This is a genomic window from Flavobacterium sp. K5-23 (assembly GCF_023278045.1).
Lineage (GTDB): Bacteria > Bacteroidota > Bacteroidia > Flavobacteriales > Flavobacteriaceae > Flavobacterium.
In genome coordinates this window covers 2,364,746-2,389,283 of the sequence record NZ_CP056783.1, presented here as the reverse complement: position 1 = coordinate 2,389,283, position 24,538 = coordinate 2,364,746, and the positions used below count along the sequence as shown (strand labels likewise).

The 24,538-nt window shown below is 30.9% G+C and carries 22 protein-coding genes; 18 read left to right on the top strand and 4 right to left on the bottom strand.

What is annotated here, in order from left to right:
• Positions 1-331: 331 nt before the first annotated feature.
• The 3 genes from dnaK to FLAK523_RS10415 all read right to left on the bottom strand — a co-directional run bounded on the left by dnaK (position 332) and on the right by FLAK523_RS10415 (position 3,621).
• The gene (dnaK, locus tag FLAK523_RS10425) at positions 332-2,212 is read right to left on the bottom strand and encodes a molecular chaperone DnaK (RefSeq protein WP_248903219.1); all 1,881 of its coding nucleotides are present in this window, start codon (positions 2,210-2,212) and stop codon (positions 332-334) included.
• A gap of 299 nt (positions 2,213-2,511) precedes the next feature.
• A complete protein-coding gene (locus tag FLAK523_RS10420) occupies positions 2,512-3,150 on the bottom strand; it encodes a nucleotidyl transferase AbiEii/AbiGii toxin family protein (RefSeq protein WP_248903210.1) in 639 nt (212 codons plus the stop codon).
• Between the two features lie 3 nt (positions 3,151-3,153).
• Positions 3,154-3,621 carry a plasmid maintenance system antidote protein gene (locus FLAK523_RS10415; protein WP_248903208.1) on the bottom strand — a complete coding sequence of 156 codons (468 nt, stop codon included), beginning with the start codon at positions 3,619-3,621 and terminating at the stop codon, positions 3,154-3,156.
• Between the two features lie 305 nt (positions 3,622-3,926).
• On the opposite strand from FLAK523_RS10415, the gene FLAK523_RS10410 reads away from it, so the two are divergent.
• The 6 genes from FLAK523_RS10410 (at position 3,927) to FLAK523_RS10385 (ending at position 9,386) form a co-directional block, all read left to right on the top strand.
• Positions 3,927-4,859: a hypothetical protein gene (locus tag FLAK523_RS10410; RefSeq protein ID WP_248903206.1), complete on the top strand. Its 933-nt coding sequence runs from the start codon at positions 3,927-3,929 to the stop codon at positions 4,857-4,859.
• Positions 4,860-5,003: 144 nt separating this feature from the next.
• Positions 5,004-5,612 carry a hypothetical protein gene (locus tag FLAK523_RS10405; protein ID WP_248903204.1) on the top strand — a complete coding sequence of 203 codons (609 nt, stop codon included), beginning with the start codon at positions 5,004-5,006 and terminating at the stop codon, positions 5,610-5,612.
• A gap of 138 nt (positions 5,613-5,750) precedes the next feature.
• The gene (locus FLAK523_RS10400; protein WP_248903202.1) at positions 5,751-6,440 is read left to right on the top strand and encodes a DUF2461 domain-containing protein; all 690 of its coding nucleotides are present in this window, start codon (positions 5,751-5,753) and stop codon (positions 6,438-6,440) included.
• 86 nt (positions 6,441-6,526) lie between these two features.
• A complete protein-coding gene (locus FLAK523_RS10395) occupies positions 6,527-7,267 on the top strand; it encodes a LytTR family DNA-binding domain-containing protein (RefSeq protein ID WP_248903200.1) in 741 nt (246 codons plus the stop codon).
• Between the two features lie 104 nt (positions 7,268-7,371).
• Entirely contained in the window at positions 7,372-8,883 is a 1,512-nt protein-coding gene (locus FLAK523_RS10390; protein ID WP_248903199.1) for an amidohydrolase family protein, read from the top strand.
• A 113-nt stretch (positions 8,884-8,996) separates the two neighbouring features.
• Positions 8,997-9,386 (top strand): DUF1398 domain-containing protein, encoded by a 390-nt coding sequence (locus FLAK523_RS10385; RefSeq protein WP_248903190.1) that lies wholly within the window; start codon positions 8,997-8,999, stop codon positions 9,384-9,386.
• Positions 9,387-9,547: 161 nt separating this feature from the next.
• On the opposite strand, the gene FLAK523_RS10380 is transcribed toward FLAK523_RS10385, so the two are convergent.
• The gene (locus FLAK523_RS10380) at positions 9,548-12,166 is read right to left on the bottom strand and encodes a TonB-dependent receptor (RefSeq protein WP_248903187.1); all 2,619 of its coding nucleotides are present in this window, start codon (positions 12,164-12,166) and stop codon (positions 9,548-9,550) included.
• 675 nt (positions 12,167-12,841) lie between these two features.
• On the opposite strand from FLAK523_RS10380, the gene FLAK523_RS10375 reads away from it, so the two are divergent.
• From FLAK523_RS10375 to FLAK523_RS10320, 12 genes are all read left to right on the top strand, one after another.
• The gene (locus tag FLAK523_RS10375; RefSeq protein ID WP_248903185.1) at positions 12,842-13,927 is read left to right on the top strand and encodes a DUF3667 domain-containing protein; all 1,086 of its coding nucleotides are present in this window, start codon (positions 12,842-12,844) and stop codon (positions 13,925-13,927) included.
• A gap of 117 nt (positions 13,928-14,044) precedes the next feature.
• On the top strand, positions 14,045-14,482 hold the full coding sequence (locus tag FLAK523_RS10370) for a thioesterase family protein (protein ID WP_248903183.1): 438 nt from the start codon (positions 14,045-14,047) through the stop codon (positions 14,480-14,482).
• Positions 14,483-14,507: 25 nt separating this feature from the next.
• Positions 14,508-15,059 carry a MepB family protein gene (locus FLAK523_RS10365; protein WP_248903180.1) on the top strand — a complete coding sequence of 184 codons (552 nt, stop codon included), beginning with the start codon at positions 14,508-14,510 and terminating at the stop codon, positions 15,057-15,059.
• 82 nt (positions 15,060-15,141) lie between these two features.
• The gene (locus FLAK523_RS10360) at positions 15,142-15,744 is read left to right on the top strand and encodes a GNAT family N-acetyltransferase (RefSeq protein WP_248903178.1); all 603 of its coding nucleotides are present in this window, start codon (positions 15,142-15,144) and stop codon (positions 15,742-15,744) included.
• A 54-nt stretch (positions 15,745-15,798) separates the two neighbouring features.
• Positions 15,799-16,212 (top strand): PH domain-containing protein, encoded by a 414-nt coding sequence (locus tag FLAK523_RS10355; protein WP_248903176.1) that lies wholly within the window; start codon positions 15,799-15,801, stop codon positions 16,210-16,212.
• A 263-nt stretch (positions 16,213-16,475) separates the two neighbouring features.
• Positions 16,476-17,093 carry a hypothetical protein gene (locus FLAK523_RS10350; RefSeq protein ID WP_248903175.1) on the top strand — a complete coding sequence of 206 codons (618 nt, stop codon included), beginning with the start codon at positions 16,476-16,478 and terminating at the stop codon, positions 17,091-17,093.
• A 114-nt stretch (positions 17,094-17,207) separates the two neighbouring features.
• Positions 17,208-18,209, top strand: a complete 1,002-nt coding sequence (locus FLAK523_RS10345; protein ID WP_248903173.1) for a PliI family lysozyme inhibitor of I-type lysozyme — start codon at positions 17,208-17,210, stop codon at positions 18,207-18,209.
• Between the two features lie 205 nt (positions 18,210-18,414).
• Positions 18,415-19,470, top strand: a complete 1,056-nt coding sequence (locus FLAK523_RS10340) for a DUF2652 domain-containing protein (protein ID WP_248903171.1) — start codon at positions 18,415-18,417, stop codon at positions 19,468-19,470.
• A 218-nt stretch (positions 19,471-19,688) separates the two neighbouring features.
• Positions 19,689-19,988 carry an HPF/RaiA family ribosome-associated protein gene (locus FLAK523_RS10335; RefSeq protein WP_248903169.1) on the top strand — a complete coding sequence of 100 codons (300 nt, stop codon included), beginning with the start codon at positions 19,689-19,691 and terminating at the stop codon, positions 19,986-19,988.
• A gap of 28 nt (positions 19,989-20,016) precedes the next feature.
• Positions 20,017-22,128, top strand: coding sequence for a thioredoxin domain-containing protein (locus FLAK523_RS10330; RefSeq protein ID WP_248903167.1), 2,112 nt, complete (start codon positions 20,017-20,019; stop codon positions 22,126-22,128).
• A gap of 170 nt (positions 22,129-22,298) precedes the next feature.
• The gene (locus FLAK523_RS10325) at positions 22,299-22,673 is read left to right on the top strand and encodes a group 1 truncated hemoglobin (protein ID WP_248903166.1); all 375 of its coding nucleotides are present in this window, start codon (positions 22,299-22,301) and stop codon (positions 22,671-22,673) included.
• 161 nt (positions 22,674-22,834) lie between these two features.
• Positions 22,835-24,517 (top strand): Na/Pi cotransporter family protein, encoded by a 1,683-nt coding sequence (locus tag FLAK523_RS10320; protein ID WP_248903164.1) that lies wholly within the window; start codon positions 22,835-22,837, stop codon positions 24,515-24,517.
• Positions 24,518-24,538: the final 21 nt, after the last annotated feature.

Below are 24,538 nucleotides of genomic sequence, written 5' to 3'. Positions count from 1 at the left end.
AAAAGGAAACTGTTTAAAACAGTTTCCTTTTTTAATCAATAAGTAGAGATTAACTGAGAACATCATTATGATGAAACTCTACAAAACCTCAACTAATTAAATTAAATACCCCTAAATAGTTAAACACTATTTAGGGGCATTTTTTTTTGAAGCTTTTTTAATTATATAAATAGTGACACACTTTAAAAACCAACCTATAAAAGTTTATGAAACCTAATAGAGTCAAACATAAAGTTACCCTAATTAAACCCATAAAAAAAACCGTTCACCAAAGGCGAACGGTTTTTATATGATGTAAGAGAAGCGATAAATCGCGTCTCTACAGAAATAATTATTTTACTTCTTCAAATTCAACGTCTTCAACATTGTCTCCTTGGCTTTCAGCTTGTGGTTCAGCACCTTGAGCTTGTTCTCCTTGAGCATACATTGCTTCAGTAGCAGTTTTCCAAGCAGCATTGATGTTATCAAGTGCAGTTTGAATAGCTGGAATGTCTTGAGATTGGTGAGCCATTCTCAATTCAGTTAATGCATATTCAACAGCAACTTTATTATCATCAGATAATTTTGCTCCTAGGTCTTTCAATTGAGTTTCAGTTTGGAAGATCATTCCATCAGCTTCGTTCAATTTTTCAGCTCTTTCTCTTGCGATTTTATCAGCTCCAGCGTTAGCTTCAGCATCTTGTTTCATTCTTTCGATTTCTTCAGAAGTTAATCCAGAAGAAGCTTCGATACGAATATCGTGAGATTTACCAGTTCCTTTATCAGTTGCTGAAACTTTGATGATACCATTAGCATCAATATCAAAAGTTACTTCAATTTGTGGAACACCTCTTGGTGCTGGTGGAATACCGTCTAAGTTAAAACGACCGATAGTTTTGTTATCAACAGCCATTGCTCTAGCTCCTTGAAGAACGTGAAGTTCAACAGTTGGTTGAGAATCTGCAGCTGTAGAGAAAACTTGAGATTTTTTAGTTGGAATAGTTGTATTAGACTCAATAAGAGTTGTCATAACACCACCCATAGTTTCGATACCTAAAGATAAAGGTGTAACGTCAAGTAACAATACATCTTTTACATCTCCAGAAAGAACTCCACCTTGAATAGCTGCTCCAATTGCAACAACTTCATCAGGGTTAACTCCTTTAGACGCTTTTTTACCAAAGAATTTTTCAACTTCGTCAGCAATTCTTGGCATACGAGTAGAACCTCCTACTAAGATAACTTCGTCAATATCAGAAACAGATAAACCTGCATCTTTCAAAGCTCTAGCAACTGGTGCCATAGAACGTTTAACTAATGTATCAGTTAATTTTTCAAATTGAGCTCTAGTTAATTTCTTAACAAGGTGTTTTGGTCCTGAAGCTGTAGCAGTTACGTAAGGTAAGTTGATTTCAGTTTCAGTAGAAGATGACAATTCAATTTTAGCTTTTTCAGCAGCTTCTTTTAAACGTTGTAATGACATTGGGTCAAGACGTAAGTCAATACCTTCTTCAGTTAAGAAGTCAGCAGCTAACCAGTCAATAATTTCGTGGTCAAAATCATCTCCACCTAAGTGAGTATCTCCATTTGTAGATAATACTTCAAAAACTCCGTCTCCTAATTCAAGAACAGAAATATCAAAAGTACCTCCACCTAAATCGTATACAGCAATTTTTTGATCAGTTCCTTTTTTGTCTAATCCGTAAGCAAGTGCCGCAGCAGTTGGCTCATTGATTATACGCATAACTTTAAGACCTGCAATTTCACCAGCTTCTTTCGTAGCTTGACGTTGTGCATCATTAAAGTAAGCAGGAACAGTAATAACTGCTTCAGTAACTGTTTGACCTAAATAGTCTTCAGCAGTTTTTTTCATTTTTTGAAGAGTCATTGCTGACAATTCTTGAGCCGAATATAAACGACCATCAATATCCACACGTGGTGTATTGTTGTCTCCTTTTACAATCTTGTAAGAAACTCTTTTTGCTTCAGCCGAAACTTCACCAAAACCACGTCCCATAAAACGTTTAATAGAAGCAATAGTCTTAGTTGGATTAGTTACCGCTTGTCTTTTTGCTGGATCTCCCACTTTAATTTCGCCACCTTCAACAAAAGCGATGATAGATGGTGTTGTTCTTTTTCCTTCTGCGTTAGGAATAACAACTGCTTCATTACCTTCCATTACAGAAACACAAGAGTTTGTCGTACCTAAATCAATTCCGATTATTTTACCCATTTTTAATATATTTAATTTATTGTATACTCGTTTTTAATACTTGCTGACTGTAAAGCAATCTTTGTGCCAACACTAAACCCTCTTATCAATTGTCAGTTTTTGTTAAAATGGCGGAAAATTTTCTGCCAAGATGACATTTTAGGCTGACTGTCATTGAGAAAAACACGATAATCAGGCTGACAGTTTTAAAATTAGGAGTAAGAAGCTGTTCCCACTATCCGCAGTATCCACGCCCAAAAGCGTGGGATGCCGCTCCTATCAGGGCTATGGCATTTGGGTATAAATGTTATTTTGTGGAATCAGGAATTTGTATTGAGACTTTCAAAAAAGTCCAATTTAATAAGTTCCCAACTTTTATCTAATAAACATATTGGATCAAAATCAACATCAGCCGATTCAAAATTCACAAATTGAGTTTTAATAGTTGAGCAATCACTATAAGGGTAGCGTTGTTCGTAAAACAAAATCATATCATCAATAGTTAATTTATCAAGGTAATAATGTAAATCCCAAAAATCTTTTTTTCTACCACCTCTCAAAATAACATCCAGTTTCATAGCTATAATTTCATTTTCAGAAGCCATTCGAATACCATTTGTATAAACAATATCGAAAATAAATTCATCTGTGTAATACATATCTATTTTTACAAAATCCTCTTTTGAATTTCCTACATCAAAATAAGTTCCAAAAGCAACATTCTCAAGATTTCTAGAGCTACAATATGGATATTTACTCTCAAGAAAACTTCTTATCTTCTTAAAATCAATCGAACCATATTCTGCCGCTGTAAATAAATCAATATCAACAGACATTCTATGACCTATTTGCAAACTAAGAGACGTTCCACCAACAAGTCTGAAAGGAGAAAATAATTCTTCTTTCATCAAATCATTTAAAACTTGTTTAAGCAATGGGGAAACTGTATTCCAATACATAAGTTATCTTGTTAAAAGTTCAGGATACAACAAATTAATTTTAGAAACTTCCTCTTTTCCATAAAAACGAATGATTTCCTCCTGTTCTATCTTATTCCCATAAGCAAAAACGCGTTTCACTATAGAAACCTTCATCAATTTCCAGTCAATTTTATCAAAATCAGTATCCCAGAACACTCCTTTTCTAAATTTTGAAAGATCAGGCTTATAATTACTGTCTTTTTTAGCTTCTTTGATATCATAAAAAACTTGAAGAGTCATCAGGAAACCTTCTTCAAAATCCAATTTCTCTTCTATCTTAAGTGATAAATCAACATTCATCCTCCTACTCCCTTTTATTATGGCTCCCAAAGTTTGAGGATACTCATCAATAGAAAGCGCAAATTGCCTTTTGATGATGTTTCTTTTCTTCAATTCCCGTTCTACCATTTTACCGGGATGAATTCCTTTTATGATGTCAATCGTTTTCATAATACAAATATAAACAAAATTGTTTACATTTTTTAAGTTTTAAACTCAAATAAGAATACAAGCCACTGAATATCTATCATAAATAATAACAAATACAAGGATTAAACTTAGATAAAAGCTCAAATAGTAACGACAATTATAAAATTACTAAGGAACACTACAAACTTAAAATAATAAGAAAAAACACTTACAATCACCTCTCCTAATTAAAAAGTTACATACATTTGATTATATATATAATTAGTTGGCAGTAATGCGAAGAAAATGCGGGAGAAAAAGTAATTAAATAACTTATATTATCATTAATGAAAAAATATTACGGAATAATTTTTACAGTTATTTATGCATTAATTTTTAGAGTTTTAGTTGAATTTGATATTCTTGAAATAAATTCTTGGACATATATTATAATCATTCCTGTTTTAATGGGATATTTACCATTTGTTTTAGATAAAAAACCATTTTTAGAAAGTAAGTTAAAATTTGTACTTTTTCCAATGATTAGTGTAATTGCATTTTTATTAATTGCATTTTTAACAAGATTAGAAGATTTAGGATGTTTCATTATTTTACTTCCACCCTACTTATTAATATCAATTATAGTTAGTTTTATTTTACGTTCTTTCTTGAAAAATAAAACTAACTATAATTCAAACAGTATTACTAAAAACAGTTTGTTATTTATTGCGATTCCTTTGTTCATTGGTAATATTGAAAAATTAGTAGAAAAAAAAGAAACTAATTTCGAAATTTCAGAGAAAATAGTAATTGACCGTTCAAAAGAACAAATTTGGAATAATTTATTTTCTGTTCCAGACTTGACTAATTATGTTGAGAATTCAACTTATAATTATTTTGGATTTCCAAATCCCATAAAATCAGAATATAATATAAAAACAAATACAAGATTAGGTTATTTTAGCAACGGAATTATCTTAAACGAAAGTGTATTTGAATTAAAAAAACTAGAAAAATTATCATTCAAAATTAACGTTGACAAATCAGATTTAAAACAAAGTCAAACGTTTAAACATATATTGAAAAATAAAAATTTAGTTTTTAATTCGATAACTTATAAATTAAAAACTATTGATGAAGATAAAACAGAATTGACTCTAATCTGTGATTATAAAATAAAAACAAACATTCCACTTTATGGAGAATATTGGTCTAAAAATATTATAACAGATTTTGAGAAGAAACTATTAAATGCGCTTAAAAAACGAAACGAACAATAAGCATACCGCCAACAACCATTCCTATGTAAAGCATCATCAAGTTTTCGTTAATCCGAAAATTGAAAGATTACGAACCACACACCATCTCTAAGTAGCAAAACGTACTCTGCTATTTTGCACCATAACGAAAAATGAATTTCAAAAATGAATAAACTTCTAATTTTAATATTATTCCTTTTTACAAGTTTAAAAAGCTATTCTTGTGATTGTTCAGGATTCCCAAATGTATCAAAAAATTGGGAAAGTGCAAACGAAGTTTTTACAGGGGAAATCATCAAAGTTGATAGTTTACTTTATGGGAATAATGGTGCTAAAATTTATTCTTTTACAGTTAAAATTTTAAAGTCATATAAATCAGAAATCTACAAAGGAAGAGAATTAAGGACAATTTTAAGCCAAAGTTCTGCAAGTTGTGATTTTATGTTTCAACTTGGAAAAGTATACTTAATCTACGCAAAAAGAGAAAGTCAAACACTAGCTTGTTCTATCTGTTCGAGAACAAACATTTTGAAAAATGTAGAAAAAGAAGAAATACAAACTCTTGAAAAATTACACGAACAATATAAATCTGAAATTAGTGGGGTTAGATCTATAAAATTAGAAAATAATATATCATATCAAATTGGTCTAGTAAAAAATTCTTTTGAAGAGAAAGTGAAGTCAAAAGATCAAATTATTTATATTCTTTTGGGCTTAATTATTTTACTTATAATAATTGCAATAATATTAACGAAAAGAAACAACAACAATTAACCCACAAGGATTTAGTAGCGTGTTAAGCACAAATTCTAAAATTCTAAAAATAGCGAATCCTCCGAAACATTAAAACAATCCCAGTTTTAATATATTCTTATCTTTTCAACTTTATAAAACTATTAACCCAAATTAAAAATGAAAGATTCCACTATACTTCCAAGCAGCATTTCCTTTATAAATGATTTAGTTGTAAACAACAAACGGGATTGGTTTGCAGAAAATAAGCAGAGGTATGTTTCGGCACAAAGTAACATTATTGACTTTATAGACCAACTCATACCACTAATGAATAACCACGATGCAATTGATAATGTATCAGGTAAAAAGAGTTTGTATCGTATTTATAATGATGTCCGTTTTAGTAAAGATAAACTGCCATACAAACCTAGATTTGCTTTTAGCCTACAACGATCAACTAAGCTAAAAAGAGGAGGCTATTATGTAAATATTCAACCTAGTAATAATTTCTTGGCTTGTGGTTTCTTCTCCCCTAATCCTGATGACCTAAAAAGAATCAGGAAAGATATTGAGTTGAACCCTGATGAGTGGCGCAAAATTTTAAATTCAAAATCAATCAAAAATAATTTTGTGGAGTTAACAGGTAATAAAGTTCCCTCTTTCCCAAAAGGGTTTCCTAAAGACCACGAAGCCATCGATTTAATTCGGCATAAACAATTTATCTTGAGACATAATTTTACGGATAAAGAAATACTAGATCCTGAATTTGTTCATACTGTAAACGAAATATTCAAATCCGTTCGAGTGTTCTTTGATCATATGAGTTTTGTACTTACCACTGATTTAAATGGAGAAACAATCGTTTAAATCAAACGGTTCAAGCTCTATGGCGAATTTACAATCAGAGTTATACAATACCTATTTCAATTATATAATAGTATCTTTTTATTAAAATGAAAAAATTAAACCCTTCGATTAAGCATCATTTACTAATAGGAATCTTCATCAGTGTTTGGCTTTTTATTTTCGCTTTTTTCATAAGGCCATTTGACGATGGAACAATAAATTTCAAAATGTGGCTTCTTATAAGTGTTGGCTTTAGCTCGATTGCATTTCTATGCTACGGCATACTTGCTGTAATTCAAAAAAGCATTTGCCAAAAAGTGTTAAAATGGAATATTGGTTTTGAAATCGTAAGCCTTATTTTTTTTCAGCTGCTTTTTTTAATAAGTACATATCTCTATTACAAAAGCCCAGTTCTAAATGGAGGATATGATTTTTTTGAATTTTCAAGGATAATAATTCTTAAATCAGCTTTGATTTCAACTCCGATAATAATGTTAGCCAGGATATATTCAATTAAATTAATCCCAACGAAAGACGAAAACATAATTATTAGAGGAGAAAATAAATTAGATATTTTAAAAATAAGAAAACAGGACTTAGTCTGCGTTTCAAATTCACAAAATTATGTCGAAATTTTCTTTATAGAGGAGAGCCAACTAAAAACAAAATTAATTCGCAGTACGCTTAAAAAAGTTCAGTATGATTTCGCCTTTTTAGTTCAAGTGCATCGTTCCCATTTAATAAATCCAACACATTTTAAGGCTTGGAAAAATCAGGACACCATATCTCTCACTCAAATTGAACTGCCTGTTTCTAAAAATTACAAGGAGCATTTATTGTCCTTATAATTTCCGTACCTAAAACGGCATATTTCATCCCTAATCTCTCATTGCACGCTAAATCAGGGTGTGTTTCAGTTTATTTTTGTCTCTCAAATTAAAATAAATAATTTATGAAAAAACTATGGTTTAGGAGATTGTTATATGTAGCTATGATATTGTTAGGCGTTTTTATCTGGGCAGATAATGAATTAAATACCGTTTTGGGCAAATCAACTGAAGTAATAAATATTTCTTCCATTGTAAAACCATCCAAAACAATTCAAATAAAAAATACCAACATACTTTCAGAAGATTGTAGTCACTTCATTAAAAATCAAGATGTAATTATTGAAAATGGAAAAATAATTCATTTAGGTGAAAATCAAAAGATAGATAGCACTTCTATCATTATTGATGGTACAAATAAATATTTGATTCCAGGTCTTATAGATTCTCAAGTTCATTTAAAAGAAAGTAAGAACGATTTATTTTTATATTTAGTTAATGGAGTAACTTCTGTTAGAGAAATGGCAGGAAGACCAATTACTTTAGAATGGAGAAAAGCAATACAAAAAAATGGTGTTGGACCACGAATGTTTATCGCATCTCCGGTAATATTCAGTAGTGAAAGTGGATTAACAGGATATTATTATACTTGGACTAGACAGTCCATCAATTATTCTACTAAAAAAGACGCTGAAAAATCGATAAAGAAGATAAAAGAGCAAGGTTATGATGCTCTTAAAATGTACGGTTTTGTTAATACAGAAATGTTTAAAACTACAATAGAGATTGCTAAAAAATATAATATTCCTGTTATTGGGCATATTCCATTAGTTAATTTAGATGCGTTTTATATATCAGGTCAAAAAGAGGTTGCTCACGTTGAAGAACTAACTGTAAAAACTATCGATGATTTTGGAAAGTCGATATCGCAAAATTCAGAAGAATTTCTCGCTTATCTAAAAACACGTTCAGACCAAATTGCAAAAAAACTAAAAGAAAATAATATTAGTGTTACTTCAACTGTTTGGTTATGTGAGAGTTTTTTGAATCAAAGATTCGACTTAAAATCAAAACTTAAAGAAATAGAATTAAAATATGTCAATCCTAAGATTATTGAAGGTACTCCACTTTACAAATTGGGCTGGTTGCCTGGTAAAAATGGATATGAATATGACGGGAAAGATGACCCTATTGCAAAAAAATTATCATTAATTTACTGGAATACTTATGCAGAAGCGATTCATATCATGACAAAAGCACTGGTAGATAATAAAGTTACAATTATGGCTGGAACGGATGCCAATGTAGCCACTGTTGTCCCGGGATTTTCACTTCATGATGAATTAGAGTCTTTATCTAAATCCGGAATGACTAACTCACAAACGCTCTATTCGGCAACCGTTGCACCAAGCAATTGGATGAAAAACAATACAGGAAAAATTAAAATAGGATATAATTCAGATTTAGTGCTGCTTTCAAAAAATCCATTAGAAAACATTAAAAACACAAAGACTATAGAATATGTGTTTTTTGACAAATATATGATTGATAAAACCCAAATTGCAACTATTTTGCAAGCCATAGAAGATGCAAATAATGAAAACAGAAATATAAAAATTGACGAATACATAAATTAAAAGACAGGAGACAGAAATTTTAAGAAGATTTTTATTTCCTCTCTATCCTTAATGAATGCCTACTTATCCAGATAACGTATATTTGCAATCCATAAAATTTTAAACTAAAAAATATGTTTACCCTAGAACAAATCAAACAAGCGTATGATAAAGTACAAACAGAAACTGATTTTGAAAATTACATTCAGGAATTAATAGAATTAGGCATAAAAGGATATGACACTCTTGTCATAGATGGTCGTGTCGTTTATTATGGGGACACAAATCACGAAGTAAGCACCGATAAAAAATACGAACAATTATCCATCGCTACCACTGCTAATAAAGAACGCTTCATAGAATACCTAGTGCTTCATGAAAGTGGCCAAAGTGACTATTATACATTTTGCCAACAAGCAGCGCTATGCGGTATTGCTAAGTGGCGCATTGATATCATAGAGATGACTTGCACGTATTTAACAACTCAAGATGATCCCATTGTAATAGAAAAAATACCGGTTTAATTTTATGAGTTATCTAAATTTCAATTTTGAAGTCGCTCCCAGAAAACTACAACTGAAATAAGCTACTAACACATTCAATTGTTATTTTCTAGAGGAAATAAAAAAGCATAAAAAAAACGGGAATAAATCCCGTTTTTTACTTTTTTATAAATGAGTACTCTTTAAAATTTAAAGTTTAACCCTGCTGTGAATGAAGTTCCGTTAAAACCAAATTGGTTTACTTCCCATGGGTATTTAAAACGACCACCCAAGTCCGTAACCACATCTCCTTTAGTATCTATTTGGTCAGGATAAACATTTAATAAGTTATTCACCATTACATTAGCAGATATCGTACTTGTAAATTTATAAGAAAATCCTAAATCCGTAATAACCTTTCCAGCAAAAGTTTGGTCTTTTGAGATATCCGTAGCGTGTTGCCAAGTTACTTCTCCAAAATAAGTGTTATTGAAAATCAAACTTGCTTTTTTCAAATCATAATTAGCTCCTAACAATACTTTTGTATTAGGTCTTGCACTTAGAATTCTGCCTTGCTCTTTACGGTTGAAAATATCATAACCATTAGCTTTCAATATAGCTGGTGTAGCAATTTGTCCGTCAATTTTAGTGTTAGCAATATTAGATGCCAAACTAAATCCTAGTTTCCCATTTCCTACCGGTAAGTTTTTGTAGTTTAAAACAACATCAACACCTTTGGTTATGGTATTAACTGCGTTGATAAAAAACTTCATACTTGTAATATCATTATCAAGTAACACTTGTTCAACAGGGTTTGTTGTTGAGTTATCACCATCAAATCCTACTTCTCCTGAGAATAGGACACGATCTTTAACTTTAATATGGTAGAAATCTACCGAAGCAGTAAATTTAGCCCCTGATCTAAAAGTAATACCAGTAGATAAATTTTGAGATTCCTCAGCGTGTAATTTAGGAACACCTAATCCTTTAACCGCAGGATCGACATTATTAAAAGTCCCTTGGTTAGAAATTGTGTTTCCAGATACAAGTGTTTGAATATTACTCAAATAAATTTGGTGCAAAGCTGGAGCTCTAAAACCTGTACTAAAAGAAGCACGAATTGCAATATCATTATTCAGTTTGTAACGAGAGTTTACTTTCCAGGAAAAATTATCACCAAAATCAGAATAGTTCTCATATCTCAAAGATCCACCAATTAAAAAAGCTTCAGATACATCATAATCTAAACTAGTATAGATACCTAGATTGTTACGGTCTTTATTCAATGCATTAGATGGTTGTAACCCAGGAAATGATTGTACACCACCACCTACATAAGACTCTACTTGACCTGCTCTTGCTTCAAAATTCTCTTTTCTCAATTCAGTACCAAAACCAAGAGTAAGTTTATCAAAAGTTCTAGAGAAATCAGCATTACCTACTAACTGACTAAAAGTATAACCACCAGTATTAAATTCTGTTGGACTATTGGCTCCCAAAGAAGGATTTAATGAATTCTCAACTGTATAATCCACTTTATTAGAACCAGCCGTTAAACTGAAATCCGAATTAAAACCAAATAAAGTAGATCTTATTCCAATAGATCCCAGATTATCAAAAACATCCGTGTTGAATGTAGGTTGGAAACCATTGTAAGTTGTACCAGCCGGGTGCAATAAATTGTTAGGATCTGAAACCCAGTAAGGAGCTCTATACAATGCAAAACTTGTTCCTTTTCTAATATTCACATCTCCAAAAGCATAAAGCGTTGTGTTGTCCGAAAGAGGATATTCAGCATTAACTACCAAAGCTCCCATTTTAGAATCCGGCTGTCCGATAGTCATCCCCAAGTCAGGATTTCTGCTCAACCAATCTCCCCATGTAGGGTCATTTGCAGCTACTCCAAACAAATCGTCTTTTCCTGGCTTACCAGCTCTATTGGTTTTATTTTGATCCAAATAAGAAATGTTGAAATTCACAAAACCTTTATCAGCAATTTTGAATCCCGAGTTTAGATCAGCTCCAAAATTGAAACCATCACCTTGTGAAGTTATTCCTGAGGTAAGACTTACTTCAGTAAAATTAGTTTGCTTTTTAAGGATAATATTCACTACCCCGGCAATTGCATCAGAACCGTATTGAGAAGAAGCTCCATCACGAAGTACTTCCACTCTTTCGATAGCTGAAAACGGAATACTTTTCATATCTGTTCCTACCTCTCCTTTTCCTGGAGTATCATTGATATACACTAATGCACTTTGATTTTTTCTTTTTCCGTTTACCAAAACTAACGTACGGCTGGGTCCCAAACCACGCAAATCTGCCGGGTCAAAATGAGCTGTCGCATCAGAAATAGCCTGATTACTAGAGTTAAATGACGGGATTTTGTAAGCTAACATTTTATCAAACGTAACTTGTCCGCTCGATTTAAGATCTTCGGAGTAAAGCTTATCAATAGGAACGGCAGAATTTAATACACTACGCACTTTTGATCTGTTTCCTGTAACAACTACCTCGTCTAAACTGTTATTAGTCTCTAGCTTAAAAACAATAGCTGCAGTAGCACTTGTCACTTCAATACTTTTATTTTGGTATCCCACATATTTAGCAATCAATGTAGCGGGCAATCCGCTTACCTTAATTTCAAAATTTCCTTTTGCGTCCGTAGTTACCCCATTGGATGTCGCTTTATCAACAACATTAGAATAAGGCAAAGCTTGCCCATTCTCATCCGTCACAATCCCTTTGATTGTTTGGGCATTCATAACTGAAGTTCCTATTATCATAAATAATAGGCCTAAAATAAATTGGTTAAATTTCATAAATAGTTTTTTGTTAGTTTTACAAACCTTAAAGTAGCTAAATTATATGATTTTGCTAAAGAAACCCTAACAATATTACGTTTTTACACAAAAAGATGAAAATATCACATTTCGTTATTATTTGTTAAATTGAAAAGCTCTCATCCCGTTTTTAATAATAAATCTTCAATTATTTAACACCTACAAACTCACTTGCAATAAGTTTTGAATTATAAGTCGAGATAATTAATTCATTTCCAGGAACTATTCTGACACAATCAATATGAATTTCGCTATTAATTGTTGTAAAATAATTTATTATTAATTTTAAATTTAAAAAAAAGAACAATGGTTATCGTAATCATAATAACACAAAAATAGAATGTCACAGTATTTCAAGTTTTTTTACTAGATATTCAAGACAATAATGAAACAATACTTCTTTGTATTTACATTTCAAATTAAAACATCTTAAATTAAATCTTAATAAACCTCTCAACATAAAAAATAACACACCGATAATAGCAAGTGATTTTGAGACTCGCAAAAGGTTAATTATCAGTTTTAACGCTGTTTTTCTACTTCAAATATAAAAGAGCTATTCCCAATAAAAGAATAAAATTTCAACCTACATAGTCAACAATCATCTTAAATCAATAGATTTACAACAATAACATTTAGATTGAAAATTGTACTATGTCAAAAGAAAAAATACGAATAGATAAAACTTGTTTGAACTGCAATCATGTGGTAGATCAACGATACTGTCCAAACTGTGGGCAACAAAATACAGTCAGCACAAAAACATTTCATCATCTTTTCATTCATTTCTTTGAAGATTTAACGCATTATGATAATGCTTTTTGGAAAACCATTATTAATCTGTTTTTCAAACCTGCAGCATTAAGCAAAGCATATTTAGCAGGAAAACGTTTGTCTTTTTTGGCACCCGTTCGCCTCTACATCTTTATCAGTTTCATCACTTTTTTATTGATCTCACTTTTCCCAAATGAAAAACCTAAGAAATTTGAAACAGCAACTATAGGTAAAACGAAACTGACCATACCAAAAATTGATTCCCTACATATTGAAGAAAAAAGCATAGATGGTTTGACGAAAGTGGGGATATTATCTCAAAACAATAATGACACAATAAAGAAAATATTATTACAGACAAACGACATTCAAAAAAACGACACAACGAACAAAAAAGAAGTTGCTGACTTTGGATACAAATCCGTTACTGAATTAGATTCTATTCAAAAACATGGCTTAGACAATTCAAAAGTCGGCGGGTCAGAATATTGGTTTCTTAAAAAATGGCTGGAAGTAAAAAAAGAAAACACCAATGAACAAATCAGTAAAAAGTTTAGTGATTCTTTTACCAATAATTTACCAAAAGTATTATTTCTGTATATGCCAATATTTGCTCTTATATTATGGTTTTTACACGATAAAAAAAGATGGAACTATTTTGACAATGGTATTTTCACCCTGCATTATTTTTCCTTTTTGCTTTTGATTATTTTAATCCTCTTTTTTACAGATAAAATATTTCCTCTCTTGGGTAAAACCCCTGAAATAGAATGGGCACGTTTTAGTTTTAATTCTTTAGGCGTATTTTGGATGATATATTATTTTTTTCCAGCACATCGTCGATTCTATGGTGAAAAAATTATTACTTCTTTTATTAAAAGCTGTGCAATAGTTGTAATAAACTTTATTATAGTTTCTATTTTATTGGTTCTCTTTGCATTATACACTTACAGCAATATTCATTAAATCAGGAAATCTATTGAAACACTATTTCCATAGATTTATCACAAATTTCAGTTCATAGTAATTTCCTTTTTCTAAATTTACGATTAATTCAATCCCATTTCAAATAAACAATTATAAATGACATCTTTTAGCAAACAATTATCCCTTCGCTGGTCAGATTTAGATCCTAATTTTCACGTACGTCACAGCGCTTATTATGATTTTGGAGCTCAACATCGTATAGAGATTTTAGAAAACCTTGGTATGACCATAAAAGTTTTACAAATCAATCATTTTGGTCCAATACTCTTTAGAGAAGAATGTGTCTTTAGGAAAGAAATAAAACTATCGGACACCATTTTCATTCACACTAAAATATCTAAAATGAAACCGGATGCATCGCGCTGGTCAATTGTTCATGAATTAAAAAACGAGGAGAATCAATTATGTGCAACTATTACGGTGGATGGCGCTTGGATGGATACTAAACTAAGAAAAATAGCAAATCCAACTCCTGAAATCGCCATGCAAGCCTTATCAACTTTTCCTAGAAGTGATGATTTCATCGAACTTTAAAATCAACTGATTCTTATATTAGAAAATGATTCCTAAACCAACTTGGACTAATACTAAAACAATTCCCAAAGACTTAATTACTGCAAAGGAATTAGTTTATGATCGCTGTGCTTTTATCTGTACAGAACCTATACCGGAATCCGAAAGTAAAGAATATGCTGCACAAAGTTTTAGCATAAACGGCAAATCCATTAAATTTAGAGTGGCAAAAACAACACCCACAAAAAAGGGACAGTTTGTTACGCTATGGAAAAGAATGGAAAACGGTCCCATTGCTCCTTTTCATATTGAGGATAATATTGATTTTTTTATTATCAGTTGTCGGAAGGAAAATCATTTAGGACAATTTATTTTTTCGAAAAAAGTATTGCATAACAAAGGCATACTTTCTGATGACATTAAAGAAGGAAAAAGGGCTATAAGAGTATATCCACCATGGGACATCACTACTAGCAAACAAGCACAAAAAACTCAACAATGGCAACTAGACTATTTCATGGAAATCCCTGAAACCTATCCTACTGAATTAGAATTATTAGACAAAATAAAAAGTAGAGCATTAACTCTATTGTGGTAATTTTTATTAATTTTAGTTGGACTATAATTTAATTAATCGAAGGTTAAAACTATGAACAACAACCAATAAACTGAAATGCATTATGAACTTTAACTATTCAGAGAATTATATTTTAGAAAATGAAGCTGTTCTTTTAAGACCATTGGAAAAATCAGACTTTGAATATTTACTGGAATATTCATTGAACGAACCTGATATCTGGACATATAACGCAAACGGTGCAAATGGAGCCGAAAACCTTGAGAGGTACATTTCAAATACAATCACACAACGTGAAAATGAAAAGGAATATCCGTTTATAGTTTTTGATAAAAAAACCGGTAAGTTTGTTGGAAGCACTCGTTTTTATGACATCCAACCAGGAAATAATACCTTACAACTTGGTTTTACTTGGTATGGAAAAAAATCCCAAGGTACCGGAATTAACAAAAATTGCAAAATGCTACTTTTGGAATTTGCATTTGAAAATATGGCTGTGGAAAGAGTTGGATTCAAAGCCAATAATCAAAATTTAAAAAGCATCAATGCAATGAAAAGTATTGGATGCGTGGAGGAAGGTGTTAATAGAAGTTATAGTACTAATTCATTAGGTGAAAGAATCGATGCTATTTCATTAAGCATCATCAAAACAGAATGGTTTGAAAGTGTAAAACAAAATCTAAAGAACAAAATAGATTCTTATTAATCATAAACTATCCAGTTTTAAACTAAAACAATTAATTTTCTTTAAACTTTAAAAATGAAATATAGATCTAAAATAAGCTATGGAATTCTAATTCCCATTTGTGTTTTATTTGGGTACCTGATTACGAATATGGTTCTCGATAAAATATGGTTTGGCTTGGCAATAATGGTATTCACTTTTGGCTTTATTGTGCATTTATATGCAACTACATACTACATAATTACAGAAAACAAGTTGCTTATAAAATCAGGATTTCTTATAAATCAATCCATTGCTATTGAATCCATCAAAAAGATATCAGAAAAAAATGAGCTTACAAGCGCTCCTGCACTTTCCATAGATAGGCTTGAAATTGTTTACAATACTTTTGATACTGTATTGCTATCTCCAAATGACAAATATGGATTTATTGATGAACTAAAAAACCAAAATCCAACTATTGAAATCAAATTAAAAAACAAACTTTAGATTGAATAGAAAAACACCTTTAATATTAAACTAAAACACACCACTTTTTATCACATCTACTTCTACCTTAATTGTTTAGTAATTAATGCTGAAATATCTATTCTAAGCAACTTTAATCTAAATAATAAAAAACACTTATTTCTTTAGAAAAAGTTTGTACATAGGTTTAAGATTACAAATATTAATATGTATTTTTGTACGAAATTTACAATAATAAAATTGTATTAAATCAATCTTAAATTTATAAATAACTTAACCTAAAAATGAAATTATCTAATTTATTATTTACCACAGTATCACTTCTTGTATTAAACAGCTGTGCGTCTGGCTATAAAAACATAGAGCCAAAAACATTGAATTTTAATTCTACAAATACAACAGAAGGCGTGTCATTAGCCTATAAATATGATTTATTAGATAAAAAGTATAAAAAGAAGGAGTCCAAGAATAATTTAAAATTAGTAGCTGTAAAAATCACTAATTCAACTGATAAAGATTTAGTTTTTGGTTCCGATATCAAAATAACTACTGAAAATGGTTCGGAAATATTTTTATTGGAAAATGATGTTGTTTATAAAACAATTAAACAAAGCCCAGCTTCTTATTTGTGGTATTTATTATTGTCCCCTATGAATTTTATGACAACCAAAACAAACACATATGGTCAACCAGAAACAACAAGTACAACTCCGGTAGGATTGATTCTTGGACCTGGTTTAGCAGCTGGTAATATGATTGCTGCAAGTAGTGCTAATACTAAGTTTAAAAAAGATTTATTAAATTATAATATTGTTGGAACTACTATTAAAAAAGGAGAAACTGCATATGGGTTGATAGGTATCAAATCTAACAATTACGATTCTTTAAAATTGAAATTCTAAACCAACACTTCTTAATACAATATGCTCCATATCTAAACATTGATATGGGGCATTTTTTATTATAAACCCTAAAATATTTTATACTTTTACATATAAAAACAAAATAATAAAAGTATGTTAATCCTTAAGAAAATTTCAGTCTTTTTCATCCTAATTCTAACTTTTTCCGCCTGTAAAAAAAATTCCGATTCAACAACTGAAAAAGAGAGAGTTCAGCCAACAAATACAAATAACATAGTTGAGGATTTTACAGGGAATTATGTTAGTACTGAATATTCTAAACGAAAACAAGGCTATGACTGGATTGCTGTTTTGGTTACACCAATATCTGACAATGGCCTGCATATATCGGTTCGTTCTCGTGCCGACAAGAAAAAACCTAGCTGCACATTTGATTCTGATGCACAAAAAATAAACGAGACAACCTATCAATCTGAAATTGATGGCAAAAATATATTTTTCACATTTTACAAAAACAGGATAAACATTTCCACAGAAAAAGAAGAAGACCATTTCATCCTAAACTATTTTTGTTCCGGAGGAGGCACTCTATTGGGTAACTATAATAAAATAGATGAATCGTTTGATAAAGCTCAAATGGATCCAAGGGTGTTTAACAAATCTCTTTCTTTACAAAACATCCATTTTGATATTAGTACAACAGGAGAAGGATCAATACAACAATTGATTATCCAGCCTTACGGACTGACAATAGACAATTCTAAAATTAGTATGACAATAGACGGAAGTGTTACTAATGCTGAAATCGAAGACCTAAATTCAGACGGGTTTCCTGAAATTTTAATATATACCACATCGGCTGGTAGCGGTAGTTATGGCAATGTGATAGGCTATTCTGTAAACAACGGAAAATCAATAAGTCAAATTTATTTTCCACCCATTTCAGAAAACCCAAAAGCAAATAAAGGATATATGGGACATGATTCTTTTGGTATTGTTGAAACGACACTTGTTCAACGTTTTCAAACTTATAAGGAAGGTGATCCTAATGTCAGCCCTACAGGTGTAATTCGTCAAATTCAATATAAATTAAAAGACGGACAGGATTCTAGAAAATTTGTAGTCGACAAAATAGTAGAATTCCCAAATAAATAATATTTAATAATAACATATTAATCAAGGTCGTTAACTAGTTAGGTAGCTTTTATCCGTTACAATTTCATCACAAATCAACAAGTAAAAAACATTTTTTTAGCACTCACAATTAACTTATAATCAAACTTTTATGCAACAATAAAGAATAATTGTATTAATTTTAATGAACATTTCTTGCTTAGTAATTTTTCGAAAAAATATATTTATGCAAAAAGCACTTTATTTTATGCCTGATATCAGTGGTTTTACCCGTTTTGTAAATAATACTGAACTGGATCACAGTATCCATATAATAGCTGAATTGCTTGAAATATTATTAGACAGTAACACAATAGGTTTAGAGCTAATTGAAATTGAAGGTGATGCTCTTTTTATGTACACCACAAAAATCCCAAGTTATCAGGAGCTTCTGGATCAAATTATAAGTATGCAAGAAAAATTTCATACCCATACTAAAAGTTATGAAGCAAAACGCGTTTGCAATTGCGGATCTTGCAGGACAACAACTAATTTAGAACTTAAATTTGTAGTTCATTATGGGGATTTAGCTTTTATAAAAGTGAAAGATATTATAAAACCTTACGGAAAAGATGTTATCAAAATACATCGATTGTTAAAGAATGATATTCCAGTAAGTGAATACATTTTATACACAAAGGCAACCTACGAATTATATACCAAAGAAATAGACTCCAGTTGGGGAATGCTAACTGATGATTACGATTTGGGGCGTTTGGATTATTTCTATAAAAACATAGAAAATATCAAAGACAGCATCCCGATAAACACCGAAGATAATCAGGTAATAACAAACAGTACACCGTACATTACATTAGAAAAAACTATAGAGGGAAATAGTAACGATATATATGCTTATATAAGCGAATTTAAATACCGCCACCTCTGGGATAAAGAAGTTAAAAGAGTAGAATATGATGAGAATAAACTAAACAGAAGCGGAAGCGTACATAATTGTGTGCTGGATTTTGGACACTTAAAATTTGAAACTGTTACTTCCCATTCTTCTGATAGCTTAACTTACGGTGAAAGTACTAATGATATGATGTTCATGAAAAACTTCAGTTATCTTATTAAATTACATAATATAGAATCTAGTAAAACCCGATTAGAAGTAGTATTGTTTTTTGAATTTACAACCGTAGGATCATTTATAAAATCATATTTAATGAAAATGATTGAAAAAATATGGAGTAGAAAACTAAATTTACTTTACGAAATAGGCAAAATACCTATATCGTAAACATCACAAAGCGACTTCTTAAATCATCACAAGACTATGAGTTACTTTAAAAGATTATATATAAAACCTTCTTTTTTAGAGAAATAAATCCGTAAATTTGAGTACAACCTTCAATAATAAAAAGTGTTTTTTTTTTTATTACTATTTCAAAATAACACCATTTATTACCCTACAAATTTTCAAGTCAATAATAACTTTTATAACTAAATAAAAAAATTATGGAAACTACAATTCAATTTGTGCAAATAGAAAAAAACACAACAGCGGAAGATCTAGTGATTGAAAAACTAAATCAATTATCAAAACACTTTGACTTTGTTATAAAAGCAAAAGTTTTTTTTAAAGAAGAAAAAGACACGAAAGGAAAAGGAAAAATATGTGATATCACCTTAAGTTGTCCAGGACCTCAAATTTTTGCGTCATCAAATGAGGAAACGCATGAAGCTGCTGCAGCTGAGACGGTACGTGACTTAACTGTACAATTAAACAAACGTAAAGCCGAAATGAGTTCACATTAGACTATTTTTAAAGAACTGCATTTAAAAAATGAAAATAATTCACTATATAATAATGATTTGTACTATTTCAGTTTTTAGCTCTTGCAAAGGCCAAACGAAAGAACCAAAAGTTACAGTGCAAACACATCAATTCACTAACGAGTTGATTCATGAATCAAGTCCATATTTATTGCAACATGCGCATAATCCAGTAAATTGGTATCCATGGGGCGAAAAAGCATTTCAAAAAGCTAAAGAAGAAAACAAATTAGTAATCATTAGTATTGGCTATGCAGCTTGTCATTGGTGTCACGTAATGGAACACGAAAGTTTTGAAGATGTAGAGGTCGCTAATTATATGAATGAACATTTTATTTGCATCAAGGTTGATCGAGAAGAACGCCCTGATGTAGATCAAGTGTATATGACAGCTTCTCAATTACTCACCGGAAGTGGCGGTTGGCCCTTAAACGCCCTAGCTTTGGCTGACGGAAAACCTTTTTATGCTGGCACTTATTTTCCTAAAAATAACTGGCTAAAAATGCTACGTTATTTTGTGGAAATCCAAAATAAAAACCCACAATCACTTATTGATCAAGCCCAAAAAGTTACTGAAGGAGTAAAAAACACAGAAAACATTTCTTTCACAAAGGAAGAATCCATTGTTACAATTGCTGATTTGAATACAGTCTTTAATAAATGGAAATCCAACATTGATTTTAGAAAAGGAGGAAGTTATAGTGTTCCAAAATTCCCGATGCCCTCTAACTGGGAGTATTTATTACAATACCATTCCCTAACCAAAGACCCAAAAGCATTAAAAGCGGTAACCGCAACATTAGACAATATGGCTTTTGGTGGAATTTATGATCAACTGGGAGGTGGCTTTTCCCGTTACGCAACTGATGCCAATTGGCTTGTACCCCATTTTGAAAAAATGCTTTACGACAATGCACAATTAGTTAGTTTGTACAGTCACGCTTACCAATTGACAAAAAACCCTTTGTACAAAACAATTGTTTATGAAACGCTAGCTTTTATAGAAAAAGAATTAACATCCCCAGAAGGCGGATTCTACTCTTCTCTAGATGCCGACAGTGATGGCGAAGAAGGAAAATATTATGTTTGGACATATGAGGAACTAAACTCCGTTTTAGGAGAAGACGCTTATTTGTTTTCAGAGTATTACAATATTACAAAATCGGGTAATTGGGAGCATGGGAAAAATATATTACATAGAAAATTATCTGATACCGAAATAGCTGTAAAGAATCATCTTTCGATAGAAAAATTACAATCAATCATAAATAATTGCAAAACCAAATTAGTAAATATTCGTTCCAGTAGAATAAAACCGAGATTAGATGATAAAATACTAACCTCTTGGAATGGATTAATGCTCAAAGGATATATTGATGCTTATCGAGCATTTGGTGAAGAAAAATTCTTGAAAACAGCCTTGAAGAATGCTGCTTTCTTAAATAATAACACAATTGGAAAAACCAATGAAATACAAAGAAATTACAAAAACAATAAAGCAACCATCAATGGGCTTCTAGATGATTATGCTTTTACTATTTCAGCTTTTATATCCTTATATCAAGCAACTTTTGATGAAAAATGGCTGTACAAAGCAAAAAATTTAAATGATTATGCAATAACCCATTTTTTTGATTCAAAATCAGGAATGTTTTTTTATACTCACAATGATTACTCTGATTTAATAGCTCGAAAAATGGAAGTTGCTGATAATGTAATTCCAGCATCCAATTCTGAAATGGCCAAAAATCTATTCTTTTTAAGCTTGTATTTCGACAATGCAAATTACATACAGAAATCAAAACAAATGATAACCAATGTGCAAAAAGACATTCATAAAGATATTCCATTTTATTCTAATTGGGGAATTGCAGAACTTCAATTGTTAAGAAAACCTTATGAAGTAGCCATTGTTGGGGATGAATTTGAAAAAGTTAGAAAGGCATTCGATAAAAATTATTTCCCAAATGTTATTTTTTTAGGTGGGAAAAACGAAGGCACCTTGGCTTTATTAGAAGAAAAATTATTCAAAGGGCAAACCACTATTTTTGTATGTAAAGATAAAGTATGCAATCGTCCCACTACTGAAATTAAAATCGCTATAGATCAATTAAATCAATGACAATCAATTTTATTAGTCATAAATACCCCTAACACATTAATTGAAAAAAAATGAGTACCTTAGTAAAGCTAAAATCTACCTAAATCCTCTCAGGATTTATACTCTTAAATTCAAAATGAAACCATACACTACTTTTGTTTTCAATTGTTTAACAATATAAATTAATCATTATGTCAACATTACTTTACGATCGTTTAGGAGGTTCATCTGGAATTACAAAAATAGTTAATGATGTAGTAGAAGAACACATGAATAACCCTGCAATAAATGCTCGCTTTTTACCTTTAAAAGAGCAACCTGAACATTTAGCACAGGTTAAAAAACATACTATAGAATTTTTTAGTGCTGGTAGCGGAGGTCCAGTAAAGTATACAGGAAAAGATATGCCAACTGCTCACACTGGAATGAATGTAAATCGAGAGGAGTATATGCATGTTATGGAAGATATATTTCATGTTTTAGATAAACATAATATTGATGAAGATTCTAAAAAAGATGTTTTGGCTATACTTTGGTCATTAAAAGGGTCAATAATTTCAAAATAATTTAATCCCAATATTTATATACTACTTTTACTTAATGGGTTTAACTATCCATTACTAATCCTACCTGTTTGAATTACAATAGATTAGACAAGTTGTCATTTTACCCTTTTACACATTGATATTGGATCCTATTATCATTATCTTTAAAGATATTTAATTCTATGGAAACACTCAATCATTTCTTTAAACTAGCAGCTGGTATAGGCTTATTCCTTTTTGCCATGTATTTGCTAGAGGAATCCTTAAAAAATCTATCTGGTCGAAATTTCAAACTGTTTCTACAACGCATCACAAAAAACAAAATAGGTGCTGTAACCGGAGGAGCAATAGTAACAGCAGTACTTCAAAGCAGTTCAATGGTTTCCTTTATGGTTCTAGCATTCGTGGGTGCTGGAGTTTTTACTATGAGAAATGCCATGGCAATCATTCTTGGCGCTAATCTAGGAACCACAATCGATAGCTGGCTGGTTGCTACATTAGGTTTTAATGTTGACATAGAAATCGTTGCCTATCCCGCAGTATGTTTAGGTGGTTTTTTACTCATCCTTTTTGGAAACCGTAAAACCATAAAATACATCTCTTTTTTTCTATTCGGATTTGGTTTATTATTTATTGGTTTAGCTTTTATGAAAACAGCTATGGAAGCACAGGTAAAAATATCTGACTTCTCGAAATATGCTGATATGTCATTAGCGGTATTTTTACTTATAGGTTTTATAATCACATTATTAGTTCAATCCAGTTCAGTAACAATGGCACTTACACTTAGTGCACTTCATGCAGGTGCTATTAGTTTTCCAATAGCTGCTGCAATCATACTAGGTTCAGAAACAGGAACCACAATTAAAATTGTACTCGGAGCAATAGGAGGAAATGCATCCAAAAAAAGAATTGTATTGGGAAATGTATTGTTTAATTTATTTCTCACCTTGTTTGCTTTTATATTCTTAAAACCAATTTTACTTTTTATAACTGATGTGCTGTCTATTAAAAATCCATTAATAGGTTTAGTGACCTTTTCGACTTTGATAAATCTGGTGTCAATTATGTTATTCCTACCCATTCTTGATAAATTCGCTAAATTCCTTGAACGCTTTTTTACAGACACTAATGGATCCACAGCAGCATTTATAAGCCACGCAACCATTATTGAACCCGTTACAGCCTTAGATCTTTTCAAAAGGGAAACTGAATATTTCATTCATAACTCCATGCTTTTTAATCTCGAATTATTTAAAATTGAGACTGATCTTCTAAGTGAGAATATAAAATTTAAAGAAATCAATGAAAGAATTAAATTCTCCCTAAAAACAAATGAAGAAAAATATGATTTTCTGAAACAGCTACAAGGGGAAATTCATACCTTTTATTTAACATTAAGACCTAAACTACAATCAGAACAATACTCTGAGCTCAATCAATTGATATCAGCTGTTCGAAGTGCAATGCATTCGGCTAAAAGTGTGAAGGATATCAGTAGTAATATTACTGACTTAAGCCATTCTTCAAAAGACATTAAGTACAATTTTTTTATACACCATAAAAAAGAAACAGAAGCTTTATATCTACAACTGAATGGATTCATCACTCAAGAAAAAACGGCAAGTTTTGAAAATCTTCAAGACGTTGTTGATTCGATACAAAGTAACTACACATCTGCTTTAAATGATTTTTATTCTGAGGCTCAAAATGCTCCTATTGAAGATATTGACATAACTACGGTTATAAATTTCAACCGGGAACTTTTTACTTCAAACAAAGCGATATTGATCGCCGTAAAAGACTTTTTATTAAAAGAGAAACAAGCTGAAGATTTTAATATGGTACCGGTATATAAAACCTAAAATCACAGCTAAATCAGAAAT

Excerpts from the sequence above, each read along its gene's own strand:
- FLAK523_RS10370 (WP_248903183.1), top strand. The coding sequence starts at position 14,045 with ATGACATCTTTTAGCAAACAATTATCCCTTCGCTGGTCAGATTTAGAT.
- FLAK523_RS10320 (WP_248903164.1), top strand. The coding sequence starts at position 22,835 with ATGGAAACACTCAATCATTTCTTTAAACTAGCAGCTGGTATAGGCTTA.
- FLAK523_RS10390 (WP_248903199.1), top strand. The coding sequence starts at position 7,372 with ATGAAAAAACTATGGTTTAGGAGATTGTTATATGTAGCTATGATATTG.
- FLAK523_RS10410 (WP_248903206.1), top strand. The coding sequence starts at position 3,927 with ATGAAAAAATATTACGGAATAATTTTTACAGTTATTTATGCATTAATT.
- FLAK523_RS10365 (WP_248903180.1), top strand. The coding sequence starts at position 14,508 with ATGATTCCTAAACCAACTTGGACTAATACTAAAACAATTCCCAAAGAC.
- FLAK523_RS10415 (WP_248903208.1), bottom strand. The coding sequence starts at position 3,621 with ATGAAAACGATTGACATCATAAAAGGAATTCATCCCGGTAAAATGGTA.
- FLAK523_RS10400 (WP_248903202.1), top strand. The coding sequence starts at position 5,751 with ATGAAAGATTCCACTATACTTCCAAGCAGCATTTCCTTTATAAATGAT.
- FLAK523_RS10385 (WP_248903190.1), top strand. The coding sequence starts at position 8,997 with ATGTTTACCCTAGAACAAATCAAACAAGCGTATGATAAAGTACAAACA.
- FLAK523_RS10340 (WP_248903171.1), top strand. The coding sequence starts at position 18,415 with ATGCAAAAAGCACTTTATTTTATGCCTGATATCAGTGGTTTTACCCGT.
- FLAK523_RS10405 (WP_248903204.1), top strand. The coding sequence starts at position 5,004 with ATGAATAAACTTCTAATTTTAATATTATTCCTTTTTACAAGTTTAAAA.
- FLAK523_RS10325 (WP_248903166.1), top strand. The coding sequence starts at position 22,299 with ATGTCAACATTACTTTACGATCGTTTAGGAGGTTCATCTGGAATTACA.
- FLAK523_RS10395 (WP_248903200.1), top strand. The coding sequence starts at position 6,527 with ATGAAAAAATTAAACCCTTCGATTAAGCATCATTTACTAATAGGAATC.
- dnaK (WP_248903219.1), bottom strand. The coding sequence starts at position 2,212 with ATGGGTAAAATAATCGGAATTGATTTAGGTACGACAAACTCTTGTGTT.
- FLAK523_RS10360 (WP_248903178.1), top strand. The coding sequence starts at position 15,142 with ATGAACTTTAACTATTCAGAGAATTATATTTTAGAAAATGAAGCTGTT.
- FLAK523_RS10420 (WP_248903210.1), bottom strand. The coding sequence starts at position 3,150 with ATGTATTGGAATACAGTTTCCCCATTGCTTAAACAAGTTTTAAATGAT.
- FLAK523_RS10330 (WP_248903167.1), top strand. The coding sequence starts at position 20,017 with ATGAAAATAATTCACTATATAATAATGATTTGTACTATTTCAGTTTTT.
- FLAK523_RS10345 (WP_248903173.1), top strand. The coding sequence starts at position 17,208 with ATGTTAATCCTTAAGAAAATTTCAGTCTTTTTCATCCTAATTCTAACT.
- FLAK523_RS10350 (WP_248903175.1), top strand. The coding sequence starts at position 16,476 with ATGAAATTATCTAATTTATTATTTACCACAGTATCACTTCTTGTATTA.
- FLAK523_RS10355 (WP_248903176.1), top strand. The coding sequence starts at position 15,799 with ATGAAATATAGATCTAAAATAAGCTATGGAATTCTAATTCCCATTTGT.
- FLAK523_RS10375 (WP_248903185.1), top strand. The coding sequence starts at position 12,842 with ATGTCAAAAGAAAAAATACGAATAGATAAAACTTGTTTGAACTGCAAT.
- FLAK523_RS10335 (WP_248903169.1), top strand. The coding sequence starts at position 19,689 with ATGGAAACTACAATTCAATTTGTGCAAATAGAAAAAAACACAACAGCG.
- FLAK523_RS10380 (WP_248903187.1), bottom strand. The coding sequence starts at position 12,166 with ATGAAATTTAACCAATTTATTTTAGGCCTATTATTTATGATAATAGGA.